The sequence below is a fragment of the Chryseobacterium sp. CH21 genome (assembly GCF_004119445.1).
GTDB lineage: Bacteria > Bacteroidota > Bacteroidia > Flavobacteriales > Weeksellaceae > Chryseobacterium.
Genome location: NZ_QICI01000062.1, coordinates 141,140 through 154,949 on the forward strand (window position 1 = coordinate 141,140; position 13,810 = coordinate 154,949).

The following is a 13,810-nucleotide window of genomic DNA, read 5'->3' on the forward strand; positions in this document are numbered from 1 at the left end:
TGGATTATTAATTTCCGGAAATAAATTTCTGATTATATTTTGCCTGTAACAGCTGAATCTGATGTAAAATCATGGTCTGATTAGCCAGATGTTCTGTATTAAGCTTCTGGATGTATTCATGAGTAGTAATCACTCCATTGGCCAGTTGGGCTTCTGCCGATTGGGTAACCGAATGTCGAAGGTTAATTACAGATTTATCCTGTTCCAGCAGATGGTTATATTTATTAATATTTTCTTCCTGCTGAGCCAGATCCATTTTGGTATTGATTAAAAATGTTTCCTTGTTGGTGTCTGTAGTTTTTCTGTTCAGCTCCAGGATTTGTTTTTTATTGGAAGAAGTATATAAACTTTCCAGGGACCAGCTGAATCTTACCCCGGTAATAAACCATGGTCCGAATTTATTTTCGATAATATTGAGAGTAGGTCTTCCATACGCTCCCTGAAAAAAGGCACTTACTTTAGGCATAAGATCAGATTTAAGCTGCTCTTCCTGTAATGTATAAACCGATTTTTGAAGATCGAAACCTTTCAGTTCCGGCCTGTTGATTTCTGAAGACAAAAGTTCAGGTTCCGGAGATTGTAATACTGAAGAATCGGAAATTTCTTTACCAATGAAGATACTGAGCATTTTCAGATAGGCGCTACGGTTGGATATATACTCTGTATTGGCCATATCTGTATTCACAACTTCTGCTTTCAGCTCGTCTACATTGCTTCGGTAGGCAGTTCCGTATTGCAAAGCGGCTTCGGCCTTCTGCACCTGTGTCTGCAGACTTGATTTTTTTATTTCATTCTGTTTGAGCTGAGCATTGGTTAAAAGAATGGAGAAAAATAAAGCGTTGATTCTCTGTTTTAAAGTATATAATGAAACTTCTATATTCTGAGTCTGGAGTTCGGTATTGGCTTTTGTAAGCTCTTTCTGATGGTGTATAATACCTCCGTCATATAATAACTGATCTACCTCTCCCTGAATTTTATACTGGTCTTTACTTAATGACGGAATGGGTGTATTTATAGGAAGTGCACCTAAAGCATCAGAAAAACTAATGGTTTGTGACTGATAAGTAGCCTGGCCGGAAAATGAAATTTTGGGTAGATAGCCTTTGTTTGCATTATCGATTGTATACTCTGCAGTTTTTGCTATCATTCCTAATTTTTTGATTTCAGGATAGTTTTCTTTTGCAAGGAGATAGCATTCTTCAAGTGTTAAGGATCCAGACTGGGCTTTCAGAGGAATAGCAGCACCCAAACTCAAAAAAACTATAATAGAGATATGAAATTTTCTACACATAAGAATTGATATTTTAAGTTAAAATCAATTTTGTCTTTATTATTCACAGGTTTTAATCATTTGATTAAATTCAGGATAAAAAAATTATCCTGTTGACATTGCAGCTTTTATCCACATAGGAATAAGCTTTTTACGTTCCATCATCATCTTTTCAAATTCTTTATCATTTAATGTACTGCTTCCCAGGAGCATGGGTTTCGCAATAAAAGGAAATACAGTAAGCCCGAGTATATTGATCAGAAAATGTAAAGGATTGGGTTCTTTAATGCTTCCGTTCTTTACAGCTTCCTGATGTTGTTTTAAAAACTCAGAGGTTTCTACTACTTCTTTTAGAGGTATCTTTTGTAAAAGCAGATTAGGATTATTACGAAGTTCGCTAATAATAAAAGTCGGAATTTCAGGCTCCCTGATGATGAGATCAATATATTTTCCTACTACTTCCTCCACTTTCTGATCAATACTGGTATTTTTATCATTGAGTACCATCATTAAGTTCTGAAAAAATCCAGCCATCGTTTCTATCATGATCATCTCAAAAAGCTTTGCTTTGCTTCTGAAATAATAGTTGAGCAATGCCAGATTAATTCCCGCTTCTTCGGCAATATCACGGGTTCGTGTCGCTGCAAATCCTTTTTTGTAAAACACAATACGGGCAGCTTCTTTTATTTTTTCTTCCGTACTGGTATCTATTTTTTTCATTCCTACTATTTTCTCTTACAAAGATATAAACAAAATTTATTATTTAAACAAATATTTTAATCATTTGATTAAATTTTACATAACAATATTTAAATTATTGATAAACAATATTTTGCGTATTTTAGTATAAAGCGTTTCATATGTTTTGAAAACAGAATTTTTGAAAAGTATCCTCTTTCATAACCTATAAAAAAATCATAGAAGCAGAAGATTATTCTCTGTTTCTATGATTGATAAATATGATTTTGACGGATGATCTAATTAGTGACAACTCCGATTCTTGCTTTCAAAGGAATGTTGTAGGTATTAAGGCAAGGTGTCTGTCCATGGAAGTCAAAATCAATATTGACTTCAGGTCTGAAAATCAGACAATGGGTAGATCCTCCAAAATGAAAGGTACCTATAGGATCTCCTTTTTTGACATGATCTCCTTCTTTTACTGTAATTTCACAGCTGGATACTTCAGCCATTCCAACAGCAACAAAACACATCAATCCTATTTTATCATTATCTGACTGGATAAAAATCAATGCACGTGCTGCCAGTTCTGTGATATATCCCTGAGAATCATTAGGGCCTGAAGGATCATATCCTTCAATAGGAGCTTCGGCGTAGTAGGTTCCCGGAACATTCTCAATGGCTACAATAGTGCCATCTACCGGACTGTTCCAGCGATGATAGGTTTTAGCACAAAGAAACGCCTGATAAACAGTGCTGTTGTCACCAAATTTCTGAGTAAGTTCATGATGGTTCATGATATCCAGCAAAGAATAAGGTTGTCCTTTCATCCAGAATTTATCTTTCATCTGAGCATTGGTAACGCAATTGTAAGGAGCCGATTCACAGGCGTTAACAATCACCGACGGATCTTTGTCCGCTTCACTTACTTCTCTTACTCCCGGATTGAATTGACGGGTAAAAAAATCGTCCCAGCTTTTGAATCCGAAATACGGTTCATTAGGTTGGCATTGATAATTGTAAATAAAATTCTGCAAAGGGTCTTCAGGATTATTCCCTTTTCCTCTTAAAGGATCCATGGCGGCAATTGCTTCCAGAGCTTGTGGAGAAAACCAACCTAAAGGATTGGTATAATCAGGTTGTGGCTGATTTACAGGACCACTCACTAAAACATATTGTGATGCCGGAGATTCCAGAAAAGTTTTCCATTCTGCTAAAATAACGCTTAGTTTTTGGTTCACTTCGGGATGAAGAAAAGCTAAATATCCTGCCTGTGTTCCCATTGCCCAGTCTACAATCGCATTAATCGGAAATCCTACAAGTCCTATATTATCTTCTATAACACTGTAGCAGGGTGCTTCCTGTAAAACCTGATTGATAATAAGGAGCATGGTTTCGAAGTTTTTTACGGGCTCATTATATCCTTGAGGGATCTCATCATACATGCTGGTAAAGCTCATATATAAAACAGGATCATTGTAAATAGCGTCCCTGAGATCAGCAACAGCAGGATTCATTGGTAGTCTGCTGTTTTGAGCCTGCTTTACTTTTTTTCCAGCCAGGTATTGAGGAACTTTCTGTCTGAGGGCAGCCATTTCCCCACTCTGTATTTTACATGGTTCATAGTACGGTTTTTAAGGTTATTTTTTTAATCTATGTACTATAAAGTTACTTCAACTGACAGAATGCTGCAATAGTATTTCTACTTAATGTGAAATAAGTAAAAATACTTACCAGGTAGTTTTAATGGAAGTTTGCTTTTTATGCACAAAAAAACAAGGCGGACACAATCAATCCGCCTCGCATCTCCCAAATAATTAAATATGAAAAAATATGAATGTTATAGAGTACAGACCTTCAGCATCAGATCATGCAAGTCTGTATTTTTAACAAAAGGTTTCAAAAGTTCATTTCCAGGACCATAGGCTGCCACTTCTACATAATCTCCTGAATGATCCATGCTAATCCATCCAACAGAATTTCTGCTTTTCTGAATTTCAGAATACAGTTTGAAAGGGAGCTTTTTATAATTATAGAGTCCTTCTTCTCCTTTTTCAAGACCGTTGTAAAAGCTTAGCAAATGCTTGGCTTCATCATCATTCAGGATGATTTTGTTGCCTTCATAAATCCAGTCTTTAATCTCTTTTGCTGAATATTCTTTGTGAATATTGTTCAGAATATATTCATTGGTGTATTTGTAGTCTGAAATACTGTTGAAATTCTTGGTTGCATCTGTCCCGTAAATAGTCCCCGGATTGGCGTTTCCATGGTCTGTAGTGATAATCACTAAAGTATTGCCGTCTTTTTCGGCAAAATCCATTACCGTTTTTACAGCTTCATCAAATGCCAGCTGATCGTGAATAAGTGCTGCTACATCATTGGCATGAGCAGACCAGTCTACCTTTCCGGCTTCTACCTGAAGTACAAAACCTGCAGGATGATCTTTCATCTGATTGATAGCCGTATTGGCCATTTCAGTAAGAGTCGGAGTATTCTTTAGTTCCGGAAGGCTGTTTCTGTCGATACTATAAGGTAATGCCCCTGTACTGAATATTCCTAACAGCTTCTCTCCTTTTTTGATTTCTTTCAGATCGGTTTGTGTTTTTAAAATCTGGTAACCTTTTTGGCGGTAAACAGAGTAAAGATCTTTTTTGTCCTCTCTTTTAGCGGGATTAAAAAACTCGTCCCCACCTCCTAAAAGTACATCCAGCTCCAGATCTGCATACATTTCTGCAATGTGTGGCTCTGCATTTCTTTTGGAAGAATTGACACAAAAGCCTGCCGGAGTAGCATGGGTAATGGTAACTGTTGTGACACAACCTGCTTTCTTTCCTGCTTTTTTATATTTCTGCCATATGGGAAGATGTTTTTCACCGTTAGCTCCTATGTTCAGGGTTCCGTTTTTTACTCTTATTCCTCCTCCGAATGCCGAACTTGCCGCTGCTGAATCCGTTACAATAGAGCTTGCTGAAGCAGTGTCCATCAAAGAGCGGGTTACCTTTTATCATGATACAGATTCAGCCAATTGCTTCCTTTTCCCAAAATATTCCTTGAATACAAGTCTGCCATTGATAGTGTTCCAAGGCTCATCCCGTCACTTACCATGAAGATGATATTCTTGCCTTTTCCTTTCTGGTATTGCTCCGTATTTTTTCCAAAGCTCCAAAGATCGGAGGGTGATAAGGTCAATAATCCCGAAAGTAATGCTGAACCTTTTAGAAATTTTCTTCTGTCCATATTGTTTTTAAAATAATGCTGTAAGATATTGTATTTAATTTTATATTGAAACTTAGTTGCATTAATTAAAGGTTAATTTTAAATATTCTCTGGAAACGGATCTTCAAAAGCCAACTTTTGATCAAACATTTCCTTTTCATCGTCATTAATAAGACAGTGCTGAAGATCCGACACCATTTGATCTTTATCCAGATTCTGCCCGATAAACACCAGCTCATTGATTCTGTCGCCCCAGGTTTTATCCCATCTGCTTTCTATAAATTTTTGATTCTCTGCAAATGAAGAATATTGCACCCTGTGATGTAAAGGCATACTGCACCACCATACTCCGGCTTTTTCAAGTCTAAAAGAGCCTCCTGCCTGAGAAAAATTTAAAGCATCATCAGGTCTTGAAGCCAGCCAGAACAGACCTTTAGCTCTGATGGCTCCTTCAGGATAATGATGATTCAGGTATTCCCAGAGTCTTACGGGATGGAAAGGTTTTTTATCTCTGAAAACCATTGAGCTTATTCCGTATTCTTCAGTTTCCGGAGTGTGATGATCAGATTGTAATTCTTTTTGCCAACCCGCCGAAGATTGTGCTTTGTCAAAATCAAAAAGCCGGGTATTTAAAATCTTTTGAGGCTCAATTTTTCCAAACTCAGAATGTAAAAGAGCTGCGTCCGGATTCAATTTCTTTATAGCAGCTGTTAAAAAGCCGAGTGTTTCAGCATCTATTAGATCTGTTTTATTTAAAATAATCACGTTGGCAAATTCAATCTGATCGGTCAGAAGATTGACAATGGTTCTATAATCACCTTCCATATCAGTAAGGTCACGATCCATTAACAATTCATTAGAACCAAAATCTTTCATAAAATTGAAACAGTCTACTACCGTTACCATCGTATCTACATAACTGAAGCGGGAAAGATCTATTCCACTTTCTTCGTCTATATAAGTGAACGTTTGGGCTACAGGAATAGGTTCGCTTATTCCTGTACTTTCAATAAGGAGATAATCAAAACGGTCTTCATGAGCAAGACGTTCTACTTCCACCATCAGATCTTCTCGGAGCGTACAGCAAATACATCCGTTACTCATTTCCACCAGCTTTTCTTCTGTTCTAGAAAGGGTATTTTGATTTTCAACAAGTCGGGCATCTATGTTGATTTCACTCATATCATTCACAATAACAGCTACTTTTAAACCTTGTTTATTATGCAGAATATGATTCAGTAATGTGGTTTTACCAGCTCCTAGAAATCCGCTGAGTACCGTTACAGGAAGTTTCTTTGTCATGTTTTTAATGTTTATGATTTTTAAAATTGATGATATGACCTGTAATTAAACCTGCAGCTCCAACATAAATCAGAGGAATATGGACTTCAAACAGGAAATCTGCCAGTATAGAAACGGAAATGAGGCTAATGGATATCCAGAATAGAAATTTCAGCCATCGGTTTTCCATTTTCCTTGTTACCCTGAACACAACAACGGCTCCAATACAAAGGAATGCCAGATCTATATAGGGATTGTGTGATATTCCCAACGGAATAATCAGCAATAATGGAAAGACAATACAATGAATCAGACATAAAACAGCAGCGGAGATTCCTACAGCATCAAGAATTTTTGATTTCATAATAGCATGGATTAATTTTCTTAGCGTAACTTTGTTGCAAAAGTATAGATAAAAATTTAAATAACGCAACTTTGTTGCATTAAAATATGAAACAGGTCAGAAATACACATGCTAAAACGGAAATTTTAAACCTTATCAATGGTTCAGATGTAGCCCTTACCCATTCTGATATTCAGAAGAAATTGGGAGATCTGTGTAATAGAGTAACCATTTACAGGGTTTTGGAAAGGCTTGAAAATGAAGGTGAAATACACAAGATCGTTAATATTGACGGGGTAGTGAATTTTGCAAAGTGCAGTGGAAAGTGCAGTCATGAACAGCATTTTCACAATCATGTTCATTTCAACTGCAAAGAATGTCATTCTGTAACATGCATTGAAAATGCGATTCCGGAAATCAGCTTGCCAGAACACTTTATTGCACAGGAATATAATTTTATTATCAGCGGGATCTGCCCGAAATGTGCTGATGCATAAAAATAAAAAGGCAGAAAAGCGAATTTGCTCATCTGCCTTTTTACCCTTTTATAAAGGTGTTATAAAGAAGAGATGTAAACTTCTATTTTGGTTCCGTCATAATTGAAGGTACCATCAGAATTTCTTTTGCCCAAAACCCACTTCATATCTACAGGCACAGACCACGCAGATCCTAAAGAAAATCCGTTAACAGATCTTATTTCATTTCCGTTTCCTGTAGTTATAGCAGAGTGAAAGAACGTTTTATCAATAAGTCTGTAGAAACCAATGGCTTTTCCTGCCGGAATGGGTGAATATCCATCCCATTTTTCTCCCGCCGGATAATTGAATAATGTTAGCCATTTCTGTCCTGCAGATTCTGCAAGCTGATTAGGACTTATCCTGGCTCCACGCATATACAATGCATAGGCTACCACATCATGACATACTCCACTGTTGTATTTCGAAATATTCTCTTCCCCGGAGAGAATGGCGTGGGCAACGGGTGCCCTTTCTGATAGGGATAGCTGAGCCTTCCTGGCTCCTTCTGGTGTAATAAAAGACATATTGTAATATTTTGTTTGGTATGGTAAAGATACAGCTTTAAAATTTAATCACTCATATTGGAAAATATATTCAATAGGAACGGGCTTTAGCCCATTTTAATAATATGCATAAAATCCTATGGCTTCAGCCAAAGCTTAATATTCGTAAAGTCTTATACAGAAATAAAAAACAAGCGGGCTTTAGCCCGCTACTATTAATCAAAATGATCAAAATTTTCTAACAATAAAACATGCATTCATAGCTGAAAAGCTTTCCATCTTTAAACGTGAAAATAAAGAGTCCTGCATCTCCATTCTGAATGTGATATTCATGTGGAGAGGAAATCCAGCGTGAAGAAAGTAAATCTCCAAAATGGATAACGAAATTCTTTTCATCATAATTAGAATCCATATGTTCGTTTCCTAAAACCACGGCTTCACCATTGCTAAAAGACATTTTGTAAATACTTCCGGAGACTTTTCCTTTGTATTCTTCAAAGGCTGCAATGATATTAGGATTTTTATAAAAATACTGAGGTTCCCAACCACATTCAGGAGTATTGGGAATCTCTTTTACTTTTTGCATTTCTAATTGTTTTACCTGTGTATCTGTGATCTTCCCATCAAAAAGTTGAGTTTCTTTCCACATAAAATGCATATTCAAAGCCTTTAATTTTTTTTCATAAGCTTCAGTTCCTGGTTTTTTCGCAAATTGATCTGCCAGAAGAAGTTCAAAGTCGATATCTATCTTTGGGTTTTCTTTTCCCGCATGGGTGTAAGATTCTTTCCAATAATTCAATGCTTGTTTAAGGTTTTTATCTTCAGTCCATGCTATTTCACGTAATCTTCCAACTTGGGTCAGTTCTTTTTCCTGATTTTTGCCCTTTACAGTCAGATATTCTTTCAGAACTTTGTCGTAGGTAATTTCACCACCCAGATATTTCATTTGAATATATTCAGGATTTTCGTGGAAATGATCACCAATATAGACCCAGCCATCCTGATATAACGGGACATAATCAATACAAATCAACTCATTTAAACTTGCTCTGCGGGTTGCAGTGCTTTCTGTGGTAGGTGCTTTTCTTACCCGCAGTTCAGAAACCTGTACATAGAAATGTGGACATTGATATCCTTGTGCTCCGCGATAGAAATACTGAGCCGGTTCGCCAGCAGATTTTTTTCCGCGCATAGATTTTTGCAAAGACTGGCGGTCTATAAAACCAATATCTCCGTTACTTACCTGTACTTTATATTGTGTTTGGGTGGAATCCAGGACATAAACAGGAGCTTCGGTAGAAAATATTCCTAAAAGATCCTTATTATTGTCATTTTCACGATAAAGATGACCCCATTCTGAGGTATAGACTGGATGAACTCCGGCATTTTGAGCCTGGATATTGTAGAAGCAGCACTGGATAATACCAGAGGCCAATAGTATCTTATTCAACATATTGTAATTGGTGTCTGCAAAATATTTTATGTTTTTGCAGATGGGTTTATAATGGTTTACATAGTTATTCCTCAAAAATACTGAAAAATGAGAGTTTGTTCCAAAGTTATTGTTATTCAGAATGGGTATAAATTCCATCCTAATCACATGCCGGCGTTGGGTAGCGTAAATAAAAATACTATTTTTATCGGCCAAAAAGTAAACACTCAATATGCCGACTGATGCTTCTCACAAGCTGATTCCGATGACCACTTTCGTGCTGGAATATTATTCACACGAAGGATATGCCGATCTTCAGATTTTGAATCTGATGAATAATTATGCTAATTTTTTAAAGAAGCGTTTGACCCTTGGGATGTTTGTTCCTGTAGATTCAAAAGGAAATATCCTGAAAGAACCTAAAAATTATTCTGAGTGGAAATCTCTTGATCATAATGATGGAAAAAGAACAGATATTGCCGGATTTGAAGAATATGCTGAATATCAGAAAGCTGAGCAAAACTGTATGTTTGAAGCATTCAAAGTAGATTACAATGGATATTCAAAAGTGAGAATTGTTGCTGCATACGACCCTTCCATTGAATTGTCTTTTAACAAAAATGATCTGATCCCTTCAGGATTCAATGATGTAGAATCACTTACAGTTTTTGATGATATTTTCTTAACGTCCAGTGCATTAAAAGCGATTGGTATTAAAAGATAAAAATATAATCTCTATTAAGGAATTACTTTGCTGTTGATTTCTTTTTAAACTCTGAAGGAGACATTTCTTTATATCCTTTGAATATTTTATTGAAATGGCTGGCATCATTAAAACCCAGCTTATCTGCAATTTCACTGATATTGTAATGACTTTGAAGTAAAAGCTTTTCTGCTGTTTTTATTCTATACTGCATAATATGCTGCTGTATAGAGAAGCCCGTTTGTTTTTTGATATAAATACTGATATAGTTTGGGGAAAGCATAAACTCTCTGGCCAAATTTTCAATTTTCATTTTATCTGCATCCAAAGCATTGACATTAATATAATACAGGATTCTTTCAATTCTGCTTACATTCTGTATAACCCAGTCTTTAGTAGTAACATTGTTCATTGTATTCCGAATAAGAATGGTCATAATTGCAGAAAAAAGATCAGCCGTTATTTCTTTATTATATGTGTTCTTATGGTTGAATTCATACAGAAGAATCCGGGCAAGCTGTAGCAGGTGTACCCTATCTGTTTTACTTTTAATCACGGATTCATATACAAAAGAATGATCTTCCATCAGGAGTTGAACTACTTTTTTTAGTTCATTCTTTTTATTAGACAAGAGGTTTTCCCAGATATATTGTTCTGTAAATTTTATATAAATAAATTTTGTTTTGCTTTTAATCGAAAATTCATGACCATCACTGGGCCTTAGGAGAAAAACATCTCCTTTTTTGTAGGGAAAAGTAATACTGTTGAGATGATGAAATCCTTTTCCATTTTCGATAATAATCAATTCATAAAAGTTATGATTGTGATATTCTATATCCCAGGTTTCTTTTTCAATACTGAAAACATTAAAAGAATTGAAATTTACAATTCGCTTCATTGAAGGTTGGATTTTTACAAATTTACCATTAATTTTTACAATATATCATACTTGTTTATTGATCAATTTTGTACTGTAAATACATTCACAATGAAATACATAAGACAAACCATATTGCTGCTTGCTTCAACAATCGCTTTGATGTCCTTTTCTGATTGTCATGATGGGGGTAAAACAGATAAAAAACAACAGCATACAATTCAGACTTCAGCTAAAAAATACTGGCCTAATGGAGCTCAATTGGTTATTTCTGTTTCTATGCAGTTTGAAACAGGCGGACAGCCAGAGGGTGCAGAAAGTCCATTCAGCGGAACTCCCCTGCCTAAAGGAAAACCCGATCTTCCGGCAGAAAGCTGGTATCGATATGGAGGAAATGAAGGCATTTATCGTATGCTGGATTTATGGAAAAAATATGATATTAAAGTTACGTCTCATATAGTGGGAACAGCTGCTGAAAGATATCCCGAAGTGGCCAAAGCCATTGCAAGCGGAGGGCATGAAATTGCAGCCCATGGTATTGCGTGGGACAATCAGTGGAATAAAAACTATGCTGATGAGCTGAATTTTATAAAAGAAGGTGTGGATGTTGTTGAAAAGATTACAGGCCAGAAAGCTGTTGGTTATAACGCTAACTGGCTAAGAAGAAGTCCGAACACCCTTAAAATATTACAGGAACTTGGTTTTCTGTATCATATAGATGACTTAAGCCATGATGAACCTTTCATTACCAAAGTGAAAGGGAAAAATTTTGTTGTTATTCCTTATACATTGCGTAACAATGATATTGTTAACATTGAAGGAAAGCACTGGAGTCCGGATCAGTTTCTGGCACAGCTGAAATTTGAATTTGACCGTCTTTATGAAGAAGGAGCTTCAAAGAGAAGAATGATGAGCATCAGTTTTCACGACAGAATTGGTGGCACTCCTGCAATGGTGCACGCTATGGAGGAGTTTATTAAATATACCAAAGAAAAACAGGGAGTAGTCTTTATGAGAAAGGATGATATCGCTAAAATGGTGATCAATGATCCCAATACTCCGGTTGATAATAGCGAAGAAAAGTTTAATAAGTAAAGAAGCAGGAGGCTGGAAGAAGGATGTTATTGAAGCCTGAAAAGTCCTTTTTTGACCAATATATCTTCCAACCTCTAGCTTCCTTCTCCCAAACCAAAAATTACTTTTATGAATAATATAAAAACAGCCTATTTTTTTCTTCGAGTATCTATGGGAATAAACCTTTTAGGACACGGATTGGTCCGTCTCGTAAAACTACAGGACTTTGCATCAGGAATGATGAAAGGTTTTGAAACAAGCTGGCTTCCACAGCCATTGGTACAACTCTTCGGAGTTACACTTCCCTTTCTGGAATTTCTCATCGGATTATTGCTGATGATTGGTTTTAAAACCCGTATTGCTACCATAGCAGGAGCTTCTCTGATTATTCTGTTACTTTTTGGAAGCAGTACCATTGAAAATTGGGAAGCAATGGGTATCCAGATGATCTATGCGGGTCTATTTTACATTCTGATCAGCAGAATTGATGATAATCATCTGGCTTTGGACAGGAAATGATAAAAAGTAAACTGTAAATACCGGGAAAGTAAAGAAAACAAAGAGTATATTATTCCCCCATATTATTATCTTTATTTTTCCGTTTTTTTCATCTCCAGAGGTTATTGAGAAATACAATTTTTAAAGAGTTTCAGATCAAAAAATAAGTATAAATATTTTACTATATTTGTCGTCATTGAAAGGAATTTATGTTGAAAAAGAATGAATTACGGCAGTTTATACAGGTATTTAATATATGTTTAATGCTGATTCATTTGGTGATTCTAAAAACTGAAAATTCCAGTCTTTCTTCTTTAAATATAAACCAAAACTATAGTCAGGAAGAGACTTCTCATAAAGAATGTGATAAAAATTCACTTGAAGAAAACAACAGAACTCCAATAAAATGCAATAGTAATTATTGTTCCAGCTTTTCTCTGTTTTTTACCGCTTCTGTTCATTCTTTTGCATTTGAAAAATTTATGGATCAGGAGATAAGCAACCGCCATTTTCTGTATGATGATCCACCCTATTCTTCATTTTTTAATTCTATCTGGATCCCTCCGAAAATATAAATTTCAGAGGTCGTTAAAATAATGCGATCTGAAATTTATACAGAATATCCTACTATCAAATCAAAAATCACATGACCAGCTATTGCTCATGGTTTTGTCATGAGGATTTAATCAATTAATGAATTAAAAAAATAATGAAAACAACAATATCAAACCTCGAAAAAAATACAGTCAATATTTATGTAATTTGCAGAATACTCATTGGATTATTCTTTTTTATAGCAGGTTTCAACAAACTTTTCCATCCTATTTTTCAGGGATATATGTTTAATACTATCAATACGATAGGATTTCCATTTCCGCAGTTTACTGCCAGTTTTACTGCTTTTTGTGAGTGTATATTTGGTTTATTTCTCATGCTGGGTTTCTGGGCAAGAATAAGCTCTGTATTTTTAATGATTATTATACTTGTCGCTTTATTCACCCATGATCTGAGCTCTATTCCCAAAGAACTTATTCCCATAAAATCTGAAACCGGAGTTTATGAAATGGATCCTTTTACCTGGCTGAGCTATTTTCTTTACCTGCCTCAGACGTTGTATCTTCTGTTTTTACTCCTATTCTTATTTCAGGGATGTTCAGGATTTGGAATTGATACTTTCTTAAAATCAAAATTGGAAAAAATTAATTTCTTAAAGCAGCTCTCTTTTTGGGGAGCTGTTTTTTTGTTGGATAATCGTAAAGTCGCAAAGTGTTTTTGAGTACCACATAAAGAACTACAATGTTTAGAAAATTATTTGAAATAAAGTAAAAAACGCAAAGTTTTAATGGTTTCAGATTTTTACTAAAAATGAGTAATGTCAGTATATACATAGACTGTATCATTGATTTTTTCCCCTTGA

13 protein-coding genes and 1 pseudogene are annotated in these 13,810 nt (G+C 35.6%); 5 read left to right on the forward strand and 9 right to left on the reverse strand.

Annotation, left to right across the window (positions count from 1 at the left end; translation table 11 throughout):
• Positions 1–7: 7 nt before the first annotated feature.
• From BOQ62_RS13510 to BOQ62_RS13535, 6 genes and pseudogenes are all read right to left on the reverse strand, one after another.
• Positions 8–1,291: a TolC family protein gene (locus tag BOQ62_RS13510; RefSeq protein WP_129040252.1), complete on the reverse strand. Its 1,284-nt coding sequence runs from the start codon at positions 1,289–1,291 to the stop codon at positions 8–10.
• 84 nt (positions 1,292–1,375) lie between these two features.
• A complete protein-coding gene (locus tag BOQ62_RS13515; RefSeq protein WP_129040254.1) occupies positions 1,376–1,990 on the reverse strand; it encodes a TetR/AcrR family transcriptional regulator in 615 nt (204 codons plus the stop codon).
• Between the two features lie 257 nt (positions 1,991–2,247).
• Positions 2,248–3,543: a phosphatidylserine decarboxylase family protein gene (locus tag BOQ62_RS13520; RefSeq protein ID WP_228414101.1), complete on the reverse strand. Its 1,296-nt coding sequence runs from the start codon at positions 3,541–3,543 to the stop codon at positions 2,248–2,250.
• A gap of 245 nt (positions 3,544–3,788) precedes the next feature.
• Positions 3,789–5,185, reverse strand: a pseudogene (locus tag BOQ62_RS13525) (alkaline phosphatase).
• Positions 5,186–5,263: 78 nt separating this feature from the next.
• Positions 5,264–6,466, reverse strand: a complete 1,203-nt coding sequence (locus BOQ62_RS13530; protein WP_129040256.1) for a GTP-binding protein — start codon at positions 6,464–6,466, stop codon at positions 5,264–5,266.
• A 4-nt stretch (positions 6,467–6,470) separates the two neighbouring features.
• Positions 6,471–6,809 (reverse strand): MerC domain-containing protein, encoded by a 339-nt coding sequence (locus BOQ62_RS13535; RefSeq protein ID WP_129040258.1) that lies wholly within the window; start codon positions 6,807–6,809, stop codon positions 6,471–6,473.
• A gap of 86 nt (positions 6,810–6,895) precedes the next feature.
• Here BOQ62_RS13535 and BOQ62_RS13540 point away from each other — a divergent pair, with 86 nt between their 5' ends.
• Positions 6,896–7,285 carry a Fur family transcriptional regulator gene (locus tag BOQ62_RS13540; RefSeq protein WP_129040260.1) on the forward strand — a complete coding sequence of 130 codons (390 nt, stop codon included), beginning with the start codon at positions 6,896–6,898 and terminating at the stop codon, positions 7,283–7,285.
• A 59-nt stretch (positions 7,286–7,344) separates the two neighbouring features.
• Here BOQ62_RS13540 and BOQ62_RS13545 read toward each other — a convergent pair whose 3' ends face one another.
• A complete protein-coding gene (locus BOQ62_RS13545; RefSeq protein ID WP_129040262.1) occupies positions 7,345–7,830 on the reverse strand; it encodes a hypothetical protein in 486 nt (161 codons plus the stop codon).
• 217 nt (positions 7,831–8,047) lie between these two features.
• Positions 8,048–9,262: a hypothetical protein gene (locus BOQ62_RS13550; protein WP_129040264.1), complete on the reverse strand. Its 1,215-nt coding sequence runs from the start codon at positions 9,260–9,262 to the stop codon at positions 8,048–8,050.
• A 211-nt stretch (positions 9,263–9,473) separates the two neighbouring features.
• Between BOQ62_RS13550 and BOQ62_RS13555 the strand changes: the two genes are divergently transcribed.
• On the forward strand, positions 9,474–9,965 hold the full coding sequence (locus tag BOQ62_RS13555) for a hypothetical protein (RefSeq protein WP_129040266.1): 492 nt from the start codon (positions 9,474–9,476) through the stop codon (positions 9,963–9,965).
• A gap of 22 nt (positions 9,966–9,987) precedes the next feature.
• Here the strand turns inward: BOQ62_RS13555 and BOQ62_RS13560 are convergent, their stop codons facing one another.
• Positions 9,988–10,842 carry an AraC family transcriptional regulator gene (locus BOQ62_RS13560; protein WP_129040267.1) on the reverse strand — a complete coding sequence of 285 codons (855 nt, stop codon included), beginning with the start codon at positions 10,840–10,842 and terminating at the stop codon, positions 9,988–9,990.
• A gap of 90 nt (positions 10,843–10,932) precedes the next feature.
• Between BOQ62_RS13560 and BOQ62_RS13565 the strand changes: the two genes are divergently transcribed.
• From BOQ62_RS13565 to BOQ62_RS13575, 3 genes are all read left to right on the forward strand, one after another.
• On the forward strand, positions 10,933–11,916 hold the full coding sequence (locus tag BOQ62_RS13565) for a polysaccharide deacetylase family protein (RefSeq protein ID WP_129040269.1): 984 nt from the start codon (positions 10,933–10,935) through the stop codon (positions 11,914–11,916).
• Positions 11,917–12,024: 108 nt separating this feature from the next.
• Positions 12,025–12,414 carry a DoxX family protein gene (locus BOQ62_RS13570; protein WP_129040271.1) on the forward strand — a complete coding sequence of 130 codons (390 nt, stop codon included), beginning with the start codon at positions 12,025–12,027 and terminating at the stop codon, positions 12,412–12,414.
• 688 nt (positions 12,415–13,102) lie between these two features.
• A complete protein-coding gene (locus BOQ62_RS13575) occupies positions 13,103–13,669 on the forward strand; it encodes a DoxX family protein (RefSeq protein ID WP_129040273.1) in 567 nt (188 codons plus the stop codon).
• Positions 13,670–13,810 lie beyond the last annotated feature (141 nt).

What these genes read in the sequence shown, in the direction of transcription:
- BOQ62_RS13510 (WP_129040252.1), bottom strand. Translation starts at nt 1,291, where the DNA reads ATGTGTAGAAAATTTCATATCTCTATTATAGTTTTTTTGAGTTTGGGT.
- BOQ62_RS13515 (WP_129040254.1), bottom strand. Translation starts at nt 1,990, where the DNA reads ATGAAAAAAATAGATACCAGTACGGAAGAAAAAATAAAAGAAGCTGCC.
- BOQ62_RS13520 (WP_228414101.1), bottom strand. Translation starts at nt 3,543, where the DNA reads ATGGCTGCCCTCAGACAGAAAGTTCCTCAATACCTGGCTGGAAAAAAA.
- BOQ62_RS13530 (WP_129040256.1), bottom strand. Translation starts at nt 6,466, where the DNA reads ATGACAAAGAAACTTCCTGTAACGGTACTCAGCGGATTTCTAGGAGCT.
- BOQ62_RS13535 (WP_129040258.1), bottom strand. Translation starts at nt 6,809, where the DNA reads ATGAAATCAAAAATTCTTGATGCTGTAGGAATCTCCGCTGCTGTTTTA.
- BOQ62_RS13540 (WP_129040260.1), top strand. Translation starts at nt 6,896, where the DNA reads ATGAAACAGGTCAGAAATACACATGCTAAAACGGAAATTTTAAACCTT.
- BOQ62_RS13545 (WP_129040262.1), bottom strand. Translation starts at nt 7,830, where the DNA reads ATGTCTTTTATTACACCAGAAGGAGCCAGGAAGGCTCAGCTATCCCTA.
- BOQ62_RS13550 (WP_129040264.1), bottom strand. Translation starts at nt 9,262, where the DNA reads ATGTTGAATAAGATACTATTGGCCTCTGGTATTATCCAGTGCTGCTTC.
- BOQ62_RS13555 (WP_129040266.1), top strand. Translation starts at nt 9,474, where the DNA reads ATGCCGACTGATGCTTCTCACAAGCTGATTCCGATGACCACTTTCGTG.
- BOQ62_RS13560 (WP_129040267.1), bottom strand. Translation starts at nt 10,842, where the DNA reads ATGAAGCGAATTGTAAATTTCAATTCTTTTAATGTTTTCAGTATTGAA.
- BOQ62_RS13565 (WP_129040269.1), top strand. Translation starts at nt 10,933, where the DNA reads ATGAAATACATAAGACAAACCATATTGCTGCTTGCTTCAACAATCGCT.
- BOQ62_RS13570 (WP_129040271.1), top strand. Translation starts at nt 12,025, where the DNA reads ATGAATAATATAAAAACAGCCTATTTTTTTCTTCGAGTATCTATGGGA.
- BOQ62_RS13575 (WP_129040273.1), top strand. Translation starts at nt 13,103, where the DNA reads ATGAAAACAACAATATCAAACCTCGAAAAAAATACAGTCAATATTTAT.